The organism is Liquorilactobacillus uvarum DSM 19971, assembly GCF_001434935.1.
GTDB lineage: Bacteria > Bacillota > Bacilli > Lactobacillales > Lactobacillaceae > Liquorilactobacillus > Liquorilactobacillus uvarum.
Genome location: NZ_AZEG01000020.1, coordinates 1 through 16867 on the forward strand (window position 1 = coordinate 1; position 16867 = coordinate 16867).

Here is a 16867-nt window from a genome sequence, read left to right on the forward strand (position 1 = left end):
TATGAGTGGTTCAGCCTCAACAAGCATGAGTGAATCGGCATCAACAAGTGCGAGCGAGTTAGCATCAACAAGTACGAGTGAATCAACTTCAGCAAGTGCGAGTGAGTCAGCCTCGACAAGTACAAGCGAGTCTGCTTCAGGAAGTTCCAGTGAATCTGAATCTGCAAGCACGAGTGAGTCTGCTTCCACAAGTGCAAGTGAATCTGCTTCAACAAGTACAAGCGAATCAGCTTCCGCAAGTACGAGTGAGTCAGCCTCGACAAGCACAAGTGAGTCAGGATCCACAAGTACAAGTGAATCGGCTTCAGCAAGTGCAAGCGAGTCGGCATCCGCAAGTACAAGCGAATCGGCTTCAACAAGTGCGAGCGAGTCAGCCTCGACAAGTACAAGCGAGTCAGCCTCAACAAGTACAAGCGAATCAGCTTCCGCAAGTGCGAGCGAGTCAGCTTCAACAAGTACGAGTGAATCGGCATCGACAAGTGCGAGTGAATCAACTTCCGCAAGTGCGAGTGAGTCGGCATCAACAAGCACGAGCGAATCAGTATCCGCAAGTGCAAGCGAGTCAGCATCCGCAAGTATGAGTGGTTCAGTCTCAACAAGTACAAGCGAATCAGCATCCGCAAGTACAAGTGGATCAAATAATGACAGTACAAATAGTACAGATGGATTATTCCATAACAGTACAAATGGTGCATACAAAAAAGCAGATTTATCAGGTAAAAAACACACCAAACCAGTAAAAGAAAACAAGCTTCCACAGACAGGTGAGACAGCTTCTAATGAAGCTGCTTACCTGGGGGCCGCTATTTTAACAGCTACCGCGTTGCTAGGTGTGAAAGGTAAGAAAAAGAAAAATAAATCAAAATGATTTATAGAAATGTTAGTTAAGAAATAGAATGAAAATTTAGATATTATCAGTTTGATTTTGGGAACCTAGTTCATTTTTGAATTAGGTTCTTTTTTTTGTGGACTTTTAAGCAGGTTTTTTTATTGTATATATTTGGTTTGTAAATATATTTATTATTCATTTAATTCATAATGTTTTAAATGAGTAAAATATTATCGTTTATGTGTATAAAAATAATTGTTAATTTTTTAGTGAAAATCAATAATTTAAGTTTGGTTTTTCTTTTTATGACAATGAATTTAAACATATAGTAATAGATTTTGGCAAAAACAACTAATAAAAGAACATTATTTTATAACCTATAAAATCTATTATAAGAGTTATATTTTACCCTTATATTTAGCTTGGATTTTGCGGCAATCCAAGAGCCTGGTGAAAGATAGCAAGTGTTTACTTTCAAAACATTCTAAGTTATGTTAGTATTCTTTAGACATGATGAAAATAAGAATCTTTATTTTTATGTAAATGTATTTTGATTAATTCTAACTATTTATTTTAATAGTTTAATATTCATTTTAAACTATATCATTAAATAGTATGATGTAAATTTTTATATAGCGGTTTTATTAGATGATTAAGGCTAAGCAAAATAGATAATACATTTTAGACTACAAAACAAGCATTCATAAAATAAACCAAGTTCTTACAGATGTGGAAAGGAGAATGATAATGAGAAAGTGGATTTTGATAGCTTTGACGATCTTGGGCAGTTTCTTGCTACTAATGGATGGTGCTCGTGCCGATAAGCAGACTGATATTAAAATTGACGGGGAGTTCAATGATTGGCAGAGCATCAGTAAGTCACAAGTGGGTTATTATCATATGGGAAACTGGGCTGTGGCAGTCGGCAATGAAGATTTATGGATCTATATTGATAATGGCGGCAATTCTGATATTTCAATTCCAACACAAAACTACACTTTGACAGTAGGAAACAAGTCGTATAATTTAGTATTTACTGGATCTGATTCACAATTAACAGTCACTGCCAGAGATATGAATAACAGTTGGCAATCACTTGGAGATGTTGGAACAGGAATTATTAAAAAAGATGGTTCAAAGCAAAATGGTGAGTTCACTCTCTCACTTTCAAAGTTGGGTGCATCGTCTTCTGGTAGCGAAAAAACTACTTTGGCAAATTCAAATTTGGGTTCGCAGACAGTGACCGGAAGTTCTGTCCAAAGCAGCTCTGATTCTGCAAGTTCGAGTGCAGGATCAAGTAGTTCAAGTTCAAGCAGTTCGTCGAGTACAGATTCAAGCAGTTCATCAAGTGTTTCAGACACATCATCTGAGTCGCAGAGCTCGGTGTCGTCATCATCTTCCCAAGCAAATCCGAATAATCAGTCAAATGACTTAGGCGTCGTAATTGACGGAAGTTTCAATGATTGGGATGATAAAACGAAGTCAGCAATGAAGATTACAGGGGATAACGACAACATCAAAAATGTATCACTGTTAGCTGATGATAAGGATATTTATTTCTACATTGAAATGCATCCGGTGTTATCTGGAGGATACGTCACATTTCAGCCGGCAGGATATGAACTGACAGTCGGTAACATTACTTATTATCTTGATTTTAACGGAAATAGTACTGTTAATCTGGATGAAGGACAGACCAAATTAGTGAAACTCGGAATATATAATGCTAAGGACAATTCATATGTGACACTAAACGATCAAGTTGGAGTTACAAAGAAAAAGATCTCACAGAAGATGGGAGACGGATCAACAGTGGAGGGAGAAGCATATGTTTTGGAATGTGCAGTCCCGTTCAGTGCATTGAAGGCAAGCTCAAATACATCAGGTCAAACGATTGCGTTAGCGAATCGAAACTTGTGGACAGGACAAGTGAATGTTACTGGTGGCAGTACTGGACCGCTCATTTTAGCTGGGGCTGGTCTATTGATTGCGGGCTTTTCTGTTTACAAATTCGGTGTATTTGATAATAAAAGCAGGAGGAAAAAAGTTAAATGAGTGTTTACTTAATTATCGGGATAGTTATCTGGATTTATGTCCTGTCTTTGCTTAAGAGAACACAGCTTGCTGCTTTTTCATTCATTTGGGGGAGTGTGGGGCTCTTTTTTATCTTGATCGCATTCAGCAATCGTTATTGGATTTGGTTTTTTACCCAAGCAGTTATGAAAGGTGTCGGCTGGATCGGAAACTTGACACAAATGAGCAGTACGCTGCCAAAATACAGCATTATAAGCATTATCAATGCAAATTCACCGGTGAATATGGTGATTGATTATGAATGTTCGGGGGTGATTGAAACTTTGGCTTTTTTAAGTCTGGTTTTTTTCTTCCCAATTTACAGTCGTTATGAAAAGTTATTTTTTTCTCTTTTAGGTGTCTTTTGGATTTACTTAGCCAACGTAATTCGGTTGCTGTTAATTATTATCATCGTGCATTTTAATGGTGGACAGTCTTTTTTCATTGCCCATTCATTGGTTGGACGCTTTGTTTTCTATGTTTTAGTCATTGCCTTATATTACTTGGTTTTTACCTCTTCGCAGCTTTCGCATAACATCTACTACACTTGTAAAAACTGGGTACAGCATCTGATAAGGAAAAGGAGAATGTCGAAGTGAGTTACTGGTTAGATTTAACTTTTTTTAAGATGGGCTTTTGGATTACTTGGGCATTAATTCCGGTAGTTGTTGAAATCTTACCGGCTTTTTTCTCAAGCATCTGGCTAATTGCACAACATTGGCATAAAGCAAAGCTGAATGTTCCAGAAAAACTGCCGATTATTTCGCTGATTATTCCCGTATATAATTCAGAAGCAACATTGTTTGAATGCATTCGCTCAGTTAACGATTCGACTTATCCATCTGATTTGGTTCAGATTATCTTAGCGGATAATAAAAGTACCGATAATAGTTTTGCAGCCTATGAACGTGCGCAAAATGAATTTCCAAATTTGAATCTCCGCTTGATCCGGACTGAGCAAGGAAAGGCCAAAGCTTTGAATTCAGCAATCTATAGTAGTATTGGAACATATATTATCAATATTGACAGTGACGGTATTCTTGAAAAAAATGCTTTAATGAATATGGTATTACGCTTTGAGCATGATTCGGAACTAGCCGCACTTACAGGTACAATTTTGCCGCAAAAAAAGATGATCAAAGCTTCCAAGAAAAGAAGCTTAAAGCTGCTGCAGCGCAATGAATATTTTGAATACGCACAGGCATTTCTTTCAGGCAGAATAATCGAATCGCGTAATAATCGGTTGTTTACCATGTCAGGAGCTTTTTCTGCTTTTCGGAAAAATGATCTGCTCCAAACATTCTTATATAATACAGGTACAATCGGTGAAGACACGGATATGACATTTCAAATGCGTGACAGATTAAAAAACAAAGTAGCTATTTGTTCCGATGCGATTTTTTATATTGAACCAATCGATAGTTTGGATGATCTCTATATTCAACGGCAGCGTTGGCAAACAGGGGAACTAGAGGTAGTAGATAAAAATGCTGATGATTTGAAGCTCAAATCTTTTTTCAAAGGCTTTTTAGTACGCCGGATGATGCTTGATCATACTTTTCTATTTCCTAAGCTGATCTGGTCAGCGGCCAGCATTATACTGCTCTTTTTAGGCTACTCTTGGGTCATCCTGCTGCTGTCTTATCTGCTTATTTATTTTCTTTATGTTGGTGTTAGTTTATTGAACTATATCTGTGTTCTACTGCTTTTGAGAGGATTTGCAAAGGAACGAGCGTTCTTCAGATCATCATGGTGGGTAATTTTTACACTCCCGTTCTATAACTTTATCTGCTCGTGGTTCCGTTTGGTCGGGACCTTGAATAGTATGACAAGAAAGTCCAGTTGGAATACAGTTCGCTTTAAACAGGAAACTAAGAATTTGTATGCACAGTTTTTAGAAGATATTAAGATAATAAAAAACAAATGGAGGTAATTTATGTCACAACTTAACTTCAGCTATAGGATAAAATCTTATTTTAATGCCAGTCATGCGATCCGGTGGGAGAATGGAACCGGGCAAAAGCATATGCATACTTGGGAGGTTGTCTGCGAACTGAGCAGCCAAAGCAAACAGACAGTTATTTTCAGCGACATTGAAAAGGCTTTGAATGGAGTGTTTGAAAACATTTCTGGAACTTTTTTAAATACACTGGATGATTTTAAAGAACTTAATCCAACTGTTGAGAATGTTACACTCTGGCTATATCACTTGATTATACCTGCTTTAAATCAGCTTGATGTTCATTTAACACGTCTCGAAGTGAGTGAATCTCCCACCAGAACATATTGCATTACATCCAGTAACTAGAAAAAGGTGATAAAATGTTTAAACGATTTCTCAAATTAATGAGTAATGGCACATTAGTTATATTCAGCTTTTTTATTTTTTTGACATTCTTTTTTGCATTGACTTCACCTAATATTGTTTTAGGCGATAATCAAATTACAGGAGCTGGAACAACTTTTTTTACGACGGCTTGGTTGATGGTTTTTGGGGCTATTGTGATTTCTTTCAAAACTTTTAAAAAGATAAATCGATTTCTGCGATATATTTTTATAAAACAACGCATCAAGTCTGCGATTATTTTGTTGCTGTTAGTTATTTGCTGGCAGCTGGTCTTTGTTTTAACTGTTCATCCAGCAATCGGTTTTGATGCGGGAGCGATTCATCAAGCTTTGACTGATCGAACCAGCGCAGAAATTAGAGCGTATTATAGTATTAACTACAATAACTTGCCGTTATTGCTATTGCAGAATTTTTTTGTTCAATTGTTTGCATCAAAAACATGGCTTTTCTTTGATTTATTGACCTTGTTGTTTGTTGATTTATCGATGTTTTTTAATCTTTTGAGCGTAGCACTTGTTGACCGTTCAAGGTTGGCTACAGCTATTTATCTGCATGCCGGTTGGTTGTTGCTTTTTCCAATGATTATTGTTCCTTATACAGATACATGGGTCCTCCCAATCGTTTCAGGATATTTACTGTGTTATTGTATTGCGAGACATAAGAGAACTAATTTCTTCGTAAGACTTATCGCAATTGCGGCTTTCAGTATTTTGCTGATTGCAGCGTACTTTCTCAAACCTTCAGCTATCATTGGAGGGATTGCTATCGGAATAGGCGAGATATTGTTTGCTTTGTCAAAATTCAAATTAAAAAGACCACGCAGTTGGTATCCTCTGTGCAGCCTTCTTTTTTCTAGTGCAGTAATTTTAGGCAGTTATCAGATGATCAGTCAGAAAATCAAAAACCAAAAATACATTCAGGTCGACCAGTCAAGGTCAATTCCAGCAATTCATTTCATAAGTATGGGAGTTTCAGGCGACGGAGGGTATAATCCTAATGATGCGCTTGCAATGGCTCAGATTCCAACAAAAGCCGCTCGTGTTGTTTATTCAAAAAAAATGCTGACAAAACGCTTAAAAAGCAAAGGCATTTTAGGCTATACTGGTTTTCTCTTTAAAAAGCATCAAGCCAATACAGCTGATGGGTCTTTTGCATGGGTCAAGGAAGGTCACTTTATTACTGAAGACCCGAACCCGACGAAGATCGGTTTTGCAGGACAACTAAAACAGTTTGTTTATTTGTACGGAACACGTTTAGGTGATTTCCGGTTTGCCGCACAGACGTGGTGGATCATTCTGCTGGGAATAATTGCTCTGGGCTGGCGTGATCGAAGAAACTTTGTTCAATTGCTGCGTTTAGCGCTGATCGGCGGTTTTATATATCTTCTGATCTTTGAAGGCGGGCGAAGCCGCTATTTAATTCAATTTTTACCGTATTTTCTGATTATGGGTGCCTTGACGTTTAAGCACTCGCTTCAAACTATTCACGAATTATTTTCTTTTCTGCGTAATGGTAGTTCTGAAAAAAATCTGAATAATGAGAAGAAGTGAACTGAATCTCAGCAAAGATAGAAGATATCGACTAATATAGTAAACACCATCTAAAGACAAGACATATAAAGCATGTCTTATTTTTGTATACTGATATATTGAAGGAGAAAAACTATGAATAAGGAGCAACTAATGGTTATTGCTAAAAGAGTTTGCTATACGAAAAGGGTTTATCAACGTATTAATAAAAAACTTAAAACTAATTATTCAAATGGTGAGATTGAGTCATTGGTTCAACAAGTTGTTCTTGAAGCATCACAAATTATACATAAAGGCAAAAATTTTTATATCAGTAATTATGAGAGCGGTGTAAGGGCTACCGTAAATGCTAATAATTATCGAATCATTACCGCTGATAGTTTAAACTGCAATAGCATGCATTAAAAGTTCAAGATAACAGTAATGTGTGGAAACATACTGTTTTTTTGTAAAATTTAGTTATCATTTTGTTGAATGAAAACTGTCTTTTATCGTTGGAAAAACGCAATATATAATCTTTTATCCATTAAAATGTTGCCAAATATTTGTTTGACTTTAGTTAGGAAGTTCGTATAGTCTAAACGAAAGCACTTACAAATAGATGATTATAAGGCGGGTAGAGTAATGTTTGAAAGAAGAATTTATTGGGCGATTAGTGCATATTTTTTCTTTTTCTTTGTTAGTTTTGCAGCATGTTATTCTTTATACTCAATTTGGTTAAGCAAGTCCATTGGGTTAAATGGAACCGATTCAGGTATTGTTTTTGGACTAAATGCTGCAGTAACACTTGTGGCGCAACCACTTTATGGATATGTTCTCGACAAATTAGGTTTAAAGAAAAATGTACTAATTTTTTTGGGGATTTTACTGGCTTTTTCTGGGCCTTTTTTTATATATGTCTATGGAGCATTGTTAACTAGTAATCTGATAATTGGTTCGTTAATAGGTGGGGCATATGTTGGAGTGGGATTTCAAGCTGGTTCAAGTGCACTTGAATCCTATGCACAAAAGATTAGTTTGAAGTATGGTTTTGAATATGGAAGGGCCAGAATGTGGGGTTCGTTAGGTTGGGCAGCAATTACCTTTTTTGCAGGTAAACTCTTTACCCTTAATCCGGATTACAATTATTGGATCGCCTCGGGTTCAGCTGTAATTATGCTGGTAATTATTTTAGGGACTAAGATTGATGTTAGTCAAGAAGATTTAAAGCAGTCGCAATCAGTCTCATTCGGTGATTTAAGAGCATTACTTAAGCTGAAAGATTTTTGGGTATTGGTGCTTTTCTCATTAGGAGTGACCTGTGCATATAATTTATACGATCAGCAGTATGCGGCTTATTTTTATACTTTGTTTGCTTCAAAAGCTCAAGGTAGTCAAGTATATGGATATGTTAATTCACTACAAGTGATTCTTGAAGCGGGAATGATGTTTGCGGCACCTAAACTAGTGAACAAGATAGGGGCTAGGAATTCATTGCTTTTAGCGGGACTCGTCATGTCAATTAGAATTATTCTTTCAGGGGTTGTTTCAGGACCGCTCTTGTTAGCTATTATGAAATTGGCTGAGGCATTCGAAATACCGGTATTTCTAGTAGCTATTTTTAAATATCTTAACGAGAATTTTGAAATACGCTTGTCATCAATCCTATATCTTTTCGGTTTTCAATTTTCACGTCAACTTGGTCAGATTGTTTTATCAATTCTAATCGGCAGTGCCTACGATCAATTTGGATTTAGAAAGTCTTATATTTTATTAGGGGCCTTGGCATTACTTTTCGATATTATTTCATTTTTTATGTTAAAAAAATCTGATGCTAAAAATGTAAAATCGCATGTTTTTTAAAGGAAATGATTAAATAGGTTCAATGGCCGTGTGTTCAAAGAAATATTTTTGGCTTTGTTCATAGTCCAGGTGAAGAAGAGAGCGGAGAAAGAAAAACAAGAATCTGGTTCCCAGAACTGACCAAAAAATAAAGTCATGATATAGTTATTTAAAAAGTGAAGGATGTGGATTTAATGGTTAAACAAAGTTTTTCTGATTTTGAAAGAGAAGCTATGAGAGAACGTGCACGGGAAATTAGAAATGAACAAGGCAAAAAAAAGAACCCATCTGCTGATCTACTTGAAAAAATTGCTGAAATGCCTGAAAATGAAGCCTTCATCGCGTCTCAATTAGATCTGCTTGTGCAAAAATTAGCCCCGCAATTGCATCCTAAAACATGGTATGGAATGCCAGCTTACGCTAATGATGATGGCAAGGTAGTATTGTTTTTTCAAACAGCATCTAAGTTCAAAACACGTTATAATACACTGGGTTTCAATGATAATGCGATTTTGGATGACGGCGACATGTGGCCTACAGCATATGCACTTAATGTTTGGAACGAGAAAATCAGTGGACAAGTTGGTGCATTAATTAAAAAAGCTACCCAAAAAGATAATAAATAAAGTCTTATAAAATTTGTAGCAAGTATGCTTTGATTAAGTTCTATGTCTCATGATCAAAGTATATTTTTGAGTTTTTCAAGTATTAGAATTGATCATTTTGTTTCTCAAAACATTAGAGCATCAAAGTATTATTCGCTAATTAGGCAATTTGTCTTTCTGGTGATGTAACTATATCAATTAATAGTCAAGAAAATCGTAGCCTTTCGTTGACCACAAATTCTTCCTCGTTTCGCAGAGAGTCACAAGACGGAAGAATTTTGGAGTCTTGTAACACGTTTGATAGAATTCAAAATTTCATAATAACTTAAATATTAACTACATCTAAAAAAAATATTTAATTATTGAAACTTGCTAATCAGCTGTTTCAATATACTGAACATCAATTGAAATAGTATCCAAACACGAATTCAAAGAGTGGTTCCAAGAAAAATGGAACTGCTCTTTTTATGTAGAGCGTGAAAGGAATAAAGTTCAATTCGACCAAGTATAATTTTTTTATTTCAAGAGCCGTTTGTTGTTTGAACGGTAAATACTAGGGGAAAGACCAGTGAAATGTTTGAAGGCTCTCGAGAAGTGTAATGGGTTAGAGTAACCGCACGAGTATGCAATAATATTGATCCAATCATCAGTTGTTTCCAATAATTCACGGGCTTTGCGCATCCGGCATTTTGTTAAATATTCTTTTGGCCCCACACCGATGACCTTTTTAAAAATCTTATATAAATAAGTACGATCCAGCGACATGTATTCAACAACATCATTGATGGTGATGGGAGTTTCGTAGTTGTTATGGATGTATTGCAAAGCTTTTGTAAAGAGTTTGTCAGAAGAGTTTTGTTCTTCTTGTAAATTTTTAGGGTACATTATTTGCAGTTGATCTAGAATCTGCAGGAGTTTGGATGTGTAGATAAGATCATTTTCGCGTTCCATATGGGATAGTTCTAAGAGTTCAAAAATTTTATCGCGAATAATTTGCGCATGATGATCACTAATAAAGAAGATTGGATTTGTATGGTTAATGTTTATTCTTTTCATATACTCAATAGCCAATTTTCCGGTAAAACGAATCCAATGGGTCGTCCATGGATCGTACTTGTCAGCGGACATGGTCACAATTTTTTGCGGTTCGATAAAAAAGAATGCACCTTTAGTTAAAGTATATTTTTTGTTATTGCTGGTGAAAAAGCCTTTCCCAGCTGAAACATAATGAATCATATACCCCGTTCTCCCAGCGGGCCCGTACGTATGCATAGGTTTGGCCAAATCGCTGCCGCCAGATGATAGATACAGATAGGGATTATAAACTTTGTTGTTAAAACCATAAAATTGCACCATTGACATGATCTCCTTGCATTATTTCGCTATGTTTATGCAACATTTTACCATATGATAAGCGTTTTCACAATTCTATAATAAAGATATTAAGAAATCCTGCAGGCTCTTATTTTAGTTAAATATTTTACCGGGGGGTAATTTTATGAAACACGAACGCGAAACTTATGAAAAGATTTCTGATGGTATTCTGCCAGCAATTGGAGGAAAAGATAACGCTATTGAGGCGTTTCATTGTGCAACGAGGCTTAGAATAAACTTGAAAGATACAAGCAAAGTCAATACTGATGCAATTTCTCAGTTAGACCTTGTAAAAGGAGTTAATATTAACCGGAATCAGCTACAAATTATTTTTGGTGCAGGTTTAGTTGATGAAGTGACTTCCGTTTTTATTCAACATACGGGTATTCCTGCTCAAAGTACGGAGAATAATGTAACAGAGAAAGCTGCAGATGACCCGAAACAAGAAAAAAGCTGGTTTTCGCGTTTTCTTGATGATTTGACGGGTGTCTTTTCAGATATTCTGCCAGGAATCTTAGCCGGTGGTATTTTAATCGGTGTCAATAATTTATTTACACAAAAAATATTTGGCAGTCAGTCATTGGTTCAAGCAATACCAGGTTTAAGTGGTATTTCAGTGATTATAAATCTAGGTGCATCTGGAATTTTTGCAATGCTGCCGCTGCTGGTTTGTTATGCCGCTACTAAAAGATATGGTGGCCGACCGGTGATGGGGTTGGCAATCGGAACAGTTATGATGTCTTCAAGTCTTCCATCGATGGCCGATGTACAAACAGGTGCTGCTAAAGCTTTGATTGCTAATATCTTTGGCTGGCATCTGTCGCTGACAAGTTTTGGTGGACAAATTATTGTGGCATTAATAATGGGGTATGTTGTTGCAAAGACAGACAACTTCTTTCAAAAGAAACTTCCAGGTGTTATTCAATTCGTCTTAGCCCCAATGTTGACAATCCTGGTGGCCTCATTCCTGCTTTTTATGGTGATCGGACCAGTCGGAGTGGCGCTCTCAACTTGGATCACAAATGGTTTGGTTTGGATGTCCAGTGCGTTTGGAATTTTTGGATATATTATTTTTGGCGGTATTCAGCAATTAATTGTTATTACAGGTCTGCATAATATGTTTGGAGCAGTTGAGGCACAATTAATAGCTACGACGAAGTATGATTTCCTAAATCCGCTCTTTTCAGGATCTTTAATGGGACAAGGCGGTGGAGTTCTGGGATATATGCTGCTTAACCGCAAAAATAAAAAAACTCAGGAAGTGGGTGTCTCAGCTTTCTTCTCCGTTTTATTTGGAATATCTGAACCTGCTTTATTCGGAATCAACATTAAAAATCGCTATCCGTTGATTGGAGGGTGTATCGGTGGAGCTGTAGCAGGTGGCTATACTTATTTAACCCAAATCACAGCTGTTGCATTTGGTACAACAGGGGTGACTGGTATTGCAATTGCAGCACCGCAAAACAACGGTTACTTGAACTATATTTTAATGAATTTGATTGGATGTTTGGTTGGAATGATCGCAACAATCATAATTGGAAAGTTTTTCACCAAAAAACAAAATGAAGCTGTCTAGTTAAGGCATAGGCTTAGCATGGAGGACAAGAGAATGGTTAACAAATCTGCACAATTCAAGAATATGGTCAAGCATATCAGCCAGGTCCCTGAAAGTATAGTTAGACAAGAGGAGAAGCTGACAGCTGCTAGTCCATTTCGACAAAAATTTCATATCGAAGCCAAGTCGGGTTTCTTGAATGATCCAAATGGACTCAGTTTTTTTAACGGGAAATATCACTTATTCTATCAGTGGACACCTTTAGCTTTTAAACAAAATCCATCGATCTGGCATCATGGTTGGTATCATTTGATCTCATCTGATTTGGTAAATTGGCAGGATATGGGTCCAGCCATTGAAAGTGATACATCTTTGGACAAACATGGTACTTATTCTGGAAGTGCGATTGCAGTCGATGATAAACTATTTTGCATGTATACTGGTAATACATGGGCCAATACTCAAACTGATGATTGGAGACGATTACCATACCAAGTTGGAGCTTGGATGGATCAGAAAAACCAGTTTAAGAAAATTGATAAACCATTGATTACCGATACTTTTTCAGATTGTACTGGACATCTCCGTGATCCTAAAATTTGGATGCACGATAATAATTATTATGCGATTTTAGGTGCGCAGCGCAAAAATTTGACGGGGACAGCTAAAATTATTAAATCGGCAGGTCGTGACTTAACGAGCTGGCAAAAATACGGCGAACTAAAAACTAATGAACCATATTTAGGGTACATGTGGGAATGCCCTGATTATTTTGAATTGAATGGGCGAGGAGTATTACTTTTCAGTCCACAGGGACTGTCCGCTGAGGATGATTATTATAACAATATTTATCAAACAGGTTATTTTATCGGAGAGCCATTAGATTATGACACACTTGAGTTTAAGCATGGAAAATTTCATGAATTAGATGCAGGGTTTGATTTCTATGCTTCACAGACTTTGGAGGCACCGGATGGACGACGAATAATGTTCGCGTGGTTTGGCATTTCTGAAATTGACTATCCAACCACAAAATATCATTATTCTGGTTGCTTAACAATTCCGCGTGAATTGATCGTCAAAGATAAAAAGTTATTGCAACGTCCAATTAAAGAATTGGAAAAATTACGAAAAAAAGAAATTCAAAAATATGTGCTTGTTGATGGGCTGACAGAGCTAAGCATTACTGAAAATATAACGCAAGAATTAGATTTTGAAGTTGATCTAAGTTCAGCAGACAAATTTGTGCTTGATTTACGGGCAAATCAAGATAATTCACAACATACTAGATTGATTATTGATAAAAATGAGCAATGTTGTCTGCTTTCCCGAAAGAAAAGCGGAATATCTTTTGCGGAAAAGTATGGAGTTGAACGAAGAAGGCGAATCAAATTCGCACGAAGTCTTCGTGTTCATATTTTTATTGATGTTTCTTCAGTTGAAATTTTTATTGGTAAAGGTGAGGTAGTTTTTTCAGCAAGAATTTTTCCAAATGATGAACAAACAAAAATTTTTGCACAAAGTATAGGTGGAAAAAGTCATTTAGTTGGCAAGATCTGGGACTTATAGGAGGAAAGAGTATGTTTAAATTCTTAAAAAAATCTGTTCTAGAAGCAGATAATCATTTGTATACGCCAATAGCAGGGCAAGTTCGTTCCATAACAGAATCATCTGATGCAATGTTTTCTCAAAAAATGATGGGTGACGGTTTTGTCGTTTTTCCAACTTCTGAAGAAATTGTCAGTCCTGTAGCGGCTGAAATAACGATGATAGCAGATACTAAACACGCAATCGGCTTAAAAATGGCGAATGATGTCGAAATTTTGATTCATTTGGGTATAGATACAGTAAATTTGCAGGGAAAACCTTTCAACTTAGTAGTTAAAGTCGGTGATATTTTGAAACCGGGAGATAAAATCGGTTCCATGGATCTCAAACAGATTGACGAAGCAGGTCTAGCCAGTGAAGTAATGGTTGTTTTAACGAATTCAGATGATAAAATTTCAAAATTACAGTTGTCTGACGAAAAATTCGCTGCCGGTGAGAAAGTTGGAGAAATGTTTTTGTAATTTTTGAAAAAGTTTAATTGATTTGTTGACAAGATGAAATGGCAATCACTATATTTAATATCGTATATCTTTTTGATGTGTCGCGCGTTTTGACTTGTCAAGAAAACCGTTTAACTTATTCGGAGGGTGTGAGAAATCAAGCATGAATATTATAACAAATGAACGTTATCGTCAGAATTATCATATTATGCCACCGCGGGGTTGGATGAATGATCCGAACGGATTATGCTTTTTCAAGGGTTACTATCATGTCTTTTTCCAATATCACCCATACAGTGCCGAATGGGGTCCGATGCATTGGGGTCATGTCAGAAGTTTGGATTTAGTTCACTGGGAAGAATGTCCTGTTGCATTAACCCCTGGGAATCCTGAAGATAAGGATGGCTGTTTTTCTGGAAGTGCGGTAGTGAAAGATAATAAAATGTACCTGATATATACTGGTCATCATTACGTAGAAGGCACACGGCAGCAGAAATTTTGGCAGAATCAAAATATTGCAGTCAGTGAAGATGGACTCCATTTTCAAAAGTACGATGGAAATCCGATAATTGCGAAGCCACCAGACGACAATAGTGATGATTTTAGAGATCCAAAGGTCTGGCACAAAAAAGATGTTTGGTATATGGTATTAGGAAGTCAGGATAAGAGTAAACAAGGCAGAGTACTTCTGTATCGCTCTAAAGATTTGTTCAAGTGGGATTATCTGAAAGTATTAACGGCGGCAGATCCAACTGCTAACGAAGGCTACATGTGGGAGTGTCCAGATTATTTTGAACTAGATGGTAAAAACCTTCTGCTAGTCTCACCACAAGGGATCAACGCAGAACATGGAATGTTCAAAAATATCCATCAGACAGGATACTTCATTCTTGATCAAGATAAAGACAGCAAAAGTGCATTCCATGAACTGGATTCGGGGCATGATTTTTATGCAACACAAACGTGTATGACAGAGGATGGCAGAAGAATTATGTTTGCTTGGATGGACATGTGGGAAACAGAAATGCGGGAACAATCAGATGGCTGGGCAGGAACAATGACGATCCCGCGTGAGTTGACAATGCATGGGGATAGATTGTATGCATTTCCGATAGCAGAACTAAAGGGACTCAGGAGCAAGTTGTTATTTACGCAAAACAAACTCAGCAAGGAAATTATTTTTAAAAGCAGTTCGCACGCATTAGAGATCAATGCAGATCTTGGTTGGGCAAATTCTAAGACAAGTATTTATTTCAAACTGAGTGATAAAGTTAAAAAACAAATTCTTACAATTGAATTTAACCCACAAGAACGAAAAGCTTATTTGCGAAGAATGGGAGAAGATGGAGAACGGCAGGCCCCTTTAAGCTTGATGCAGCAATTAAAGCTGAAAATATATGTCGACAGTTCCTCTATTGAACTTTTTATTAATGGTGGAGAAAGTAGTTTTAGCGAACGCTTTTATGCAGAAGGCGGACTAAATTTTAATTTTAGTTCAGAGAATCTGATTAGGCAGCAGTTGAATGTTTATTGTTTAAAGGAAAATCAGTAAGATTTTTATCAGTAAAAAACTTAAATGCATTTGTTGTCCAATAAGCAAAAGGTCTTGCTTCAAAATCAGACAGTAGCAAGTTAAGTGTAATTAAAGAGCATAGCCATTTAGAGATTGTTTTCATTCAGTTTCTGATTGGCTTTTTTGTGCAGAAGATTAGTGAATTTTGTTTTCAGTTTTTTCAACTATTGCCGATGATAATTTACATTCCTTTTTGAATAAAATGATTATTTACTTTAGAATAGACAGTGTGAGTTTCAAGTAGAGAGGGGTAAGATCGAATGAATGATCCAAAATTTAAATTTCCAGATAAGGCATCTTATAAATTTGTAACTGATTATTTTTCATCTAAAGGGGTAGAAGCAGATGATATTGCATCTATTACCTACAATATCCAGCGCAGTTATATTCCTGACCTGACACTCGAAGAAGTTCAAAAGGCCGTGATTGATGTTTTGCATAAACGAGAAGTACTAAATAATGCCATGGTCGGCATTGTCTTGGACCAGTTTGCTGCTGATCATCAGTTGCCTGAGCCGTTGCAAAGCATTATTGAAAAAGATAGCGGTGTTTTTGGTGTTGATGAACTACTGGCCGAAGGTGGAATTTCGGGTATTTATGGCAAAATCGCTACAACCAATTTCGGTTATCTGGACAAGGAAAAACATGGAATTCTTAAAAAATTGGATACAACAACAGATGGCAGTGTTAATACTTTTTTAGATGATATTATTGCCGCAGTAGCGGCTGCAGCTGGAGCAAAAATTGCACACGCACATGCTTAAGGCTGTAAATGTTCGAATCAAGAAAAATAAAAGAATCAATCTTTTTTCAAAATAACCTTGACAGAATCTTTGTTGAAGATTAGAATACAAACAACATTATTAATCAAAATTTAATTTTTGATCTTTTGAGAAGAAGAGTAACTGTCGCAATCATTTACAGAGAATCCGCTTAAGCTGAAAACGGAGATTGATTGGGGCTGTGAAGATGAGCTTTGAAATGGAAACATGTGGTGCAAGCTGGATGTTCGGTAGGAACCGTTACTTTCCCAGATATATTTAAGTATCGTTGAGGCATCAGTTCTTCTGATGCAAAAAAGGGTGGTACCGCGGAACTATTCTCGCCCCTTGC

At 36.7% G+C, this 16867-nt stretch carries 14 protein-coding genes and 2 pseudogenes; 14 read left to right on the plus strand and 2 right to left on the minus strand.

Annotation, left to right across the window (positions count from 1 at the left end; all coding sequences use genetic code 11):
- Positions 1–750 (minus strand): annotated as a pseudogene (locus tag FD20_RS13725) (MSCRAMM family adhesin SdrC); the annotation flags it as partial.
- 40 nt (positions 751–790) lie between these two features.
- Here FD20_RS13725 and FD20_RS14110 point away from each other — a divergent pair.
- The 9 genes and pseudogenes from FD20_RS14110 to FD20_RS09130 form a co-directional block, all read left to right on the plus strand.
- A pseudogene (locus FD20_RS14110) lies at positions 791–868 on the plus strand (hypothetical protein); the annotation flags it as partial.
- Between the two features lie 708 nt (positions 869–1576).
- Positions 1577–2884, plus strand: coding sequence for a Firmicu-CTERM sorting domain-containing protein (locus FD20_RS09095; RefSeq protein ID WP_057737901.1), 1308 nt, complete (start codon positions 1577–1579; stop codon positions 2882–2884).
- Entirely contained in the window at positions 2881–3501 is a 621-nt protein-coding gene (gene xrtG, locus FD20_RS09100; RefSeq protein ID WP_057737902.1) for an exosortase family protein XrtG, read from the plus strand. The genes FD20_RS09095 and xrtG overlap by 4 nt, the downstream gene beginning before the upstream one ends.
- Positions 3498–4835: a TIGR03111 family XrtG-associated glycosyltransferase gene (locus tag FD20_RS09105; protein WP_057737904.1), complete on the plus strand. Its 1338-nt coding sequence runs from the start codon at positions 3498–3500 to the stop codon at positions 4833–4835. Before xrtG ends, FD20_RS09105 begins: the two co-directional genes overlap by 4 nt.
- Before the next feature lie 3 nt (positions 4836–4838).
- Positions 4839–5210, plus strand: a complete 372-nt coding sequence (locus tag FD20_RS09110) for a 6-carboxytetrahydropterin synthase (RefSeq protein WP_057737906.1) — start codon at positions 4839–4841, stop codon at positions 5208–5210.
- 14 nt (positions 5211–5224) lie between these two features.
- Positions 5225–6799 carry a TIGR03766 family XrtG-associated glycosyltransferase gene (locus FD20_RS09115; protein ID WP_057737908.1) on the plus strand — a complete coding sequence of 525 codons (1575 nt, stop codon included), beginning with the start codon at positions 5225–5227 and terminating at the stop codon, positions 6797–6799.
- A 114-nt stretch (positions 6800–6913) separates the two neighbouring features.
- Positions 6914–7183, plus strand: a complete 270-nt coding sequence (locus tag FD20_RS09120; protein ID WP_235807750.1) for a DUF3781 domain-containing protein — start codon at positions 6914–6916, stop codon at positions 7181–7183.
- A 219-nt stretch (positions 7184–7402) separates the two neighbouring features.
- On the plus strand, positions 7403–8620 hold the full coding sequence (locus FD20_RS09125; protein ID WP_057737909.1) for an oligosaccharide MFS transporter: 1218 nt from the start codon (positions 7403–7405) through the stop codon (positions 8618–8620).
- Positions 8621–8793: 173 nt separating this feature from the next.
- A complete protein-coding gene (locus FD20_RS09130; RefSeq protein ID WP_057737911.1) occupies positions 8794–9225 on the plus strand; it encodes a hypothetical protein in 432 nt (143 codons plus the stop codon).
- A gap of 495 nt (positions 9226–9720) precedes the next feature.
- Here FD20_RS09130 and FD20_RS09135 read toward each other — a convergent pair whose 3' ends face one another.
- A complete protein-coding gene (locus FD20_RS09135; RefSeq protein ID WP_057737913.1) occupies positions 9721–10560 on the minus strand; it encodes an AraC family transcriptional regulator in 840 nt (279 codons plus the stop codon).
- Between the two features lie 142 nt (positions 10561–10702).
- Between FD20_RS09135 and FD20_RS09140 the strand changes: the two genes are divergently transcribed.
- From FD20_RS09140 to FD20_RS09160, 5 genes are all read left to right on the plus strand, one after another.
- Positions 10703–12154, plus strand: coding sequence for a PTS transporter subunit EIIC (locus FD20_RS09140; RefSeq protein WP_057737915.1), 1452 nt, complete (start codon positions 10703–10705; stop codon positions 12152–12154).
- A gap of 33 nt (positions 12155–12187) precedes the next feature.
- The gene (locus tag FD20_RS09145; protein ID WP_057737918.1) at positions 12188–13702 is read left to right on the plus strand and encodes a glycoside hydrolase family 32 protein; all 1515 of its coding nucleotides are present in this window, start codon (positions 12188–12190) and stop codon (positions 13700–13702) included.
- A gap of 11 nt (positions 13703–13713) precedes the next feature.
- The gene (locus tag FD20_RS09150) at positions 13714–14202 is read left to right on the plus strand and encodes a PTS sugar transporter subunit IIA (protein ID WP_057737920.1); all 489 of its coding nucleotides are present in this window, start codon (positions 13714–13716) and stop codon (positions 14200–14202) included.
- A 142-nt stretch (positions 14203–14344) separates the two neighbouring features.
- Entirely contained in the window at positions 14345–15733 is a 1389-nt protein-coding gene (locus FD20_RS09155; RefSeq protein WP_057737922.1) for a glycoside hydrolase family 32 protein, read from the plus strand.
- Between the two features lie 281 nt (positions 15734–16014).
- A complete protein-coding gene (locus FD20_RS09160) occupies positions 16015–16518 on the plus strand; it encodes a phosphatidylglycerophosphatase A (RefSeq protein WP_057737924.1) in 504 nt (167 codons plus the stop codon).
- Positions 16519–16867 lie beyond the last annotated feature (349 nt).

Coding starts and splice junctions, on each gene's coding strand:
- FD20_RS09150 (WP_057737920.1), top strand. CDS start 13,714: ATGTTTAAATTCTTAAAAAAATCTGTTCTAGAAGCAGATAATCATTTG.
- FD20_RS09145 (WP_057737918.1), top strand. CDS start 12,188: ATGGTTAACAAATCTGCACAATTCAAGAATATGGTCAAGCATATCAGC.
- xrtG (WP_057737902.1), top strand. CDS start 2,881: ATGAGTGTTTACTTAATTATCGGGATAGTTATCTGGATTTATGTCCTG.
- FD20_RS09135 (WP_057737913.1), bottom strand. CDS start 10,560: ATGGTGCAATTTTATGGTTTTAACAACAAAGTTTATAATCCCTATCTG.
- FD20_RS09110 (WP_057737906.1), top strand. CDS start 4,839: ATGTCACAACTTAACTTCAGCTATAGGATAAAATCTTATTTTAATGCC.
- FD20_RS09115 (WP_057737908.1), top strand. CDS start 5,225: ATGTTTAAACGATTTCTCAAATTAATGAGTAATGGCACATTAGTTATA.
- FD20_RS09095 (WP_057737901.1), top strand. CDS start 1,577: ATGAGAAAGTGGATTTTGATAGCTTTGACGATCTTGGGCAGTTTCTTG.
- FD20_RS09155 (WP_057737922.1), top strand. CDS start 14,345: ATGAATATTATAACAAATGAACGTTATCGTCAGAATTATCATATTATG.
- FD20_RS09120 (WP_235807750.1), top strand. CDS start 6,914: ATGAATAAGGAGCAACTAATGGTTATTGCTAAAAGAGTTTGCTATACG.
- FD20_RS09140 (WP_057737915.1), top strand. CDS start 10,703: ATGAAACACGAACGCGAAACTTATGAAAAGATTTCTGATGGTATTCTG.
- FD20_RS09130 (WP_057737911.1), top strand. CDS start 8,794: ATGGTTAAACAAAGTTTTTCTGATTTTGAAAGAGAAGCTATGAGAGAA.
- FD20_RS09125 (WP_057737909.1), top strand. CDS start 7,403: ATGTTTGAAAGAAGAATTTATTGGGCGATTAGTGCATATTTTTTCTTT.
- FD20_RS09160 (WP_057737924.1), top strand. CDS start 16,015: ATGAATGATCCAAAATTTAAATTTCCAGATAAGGCATCTTATAAATTT.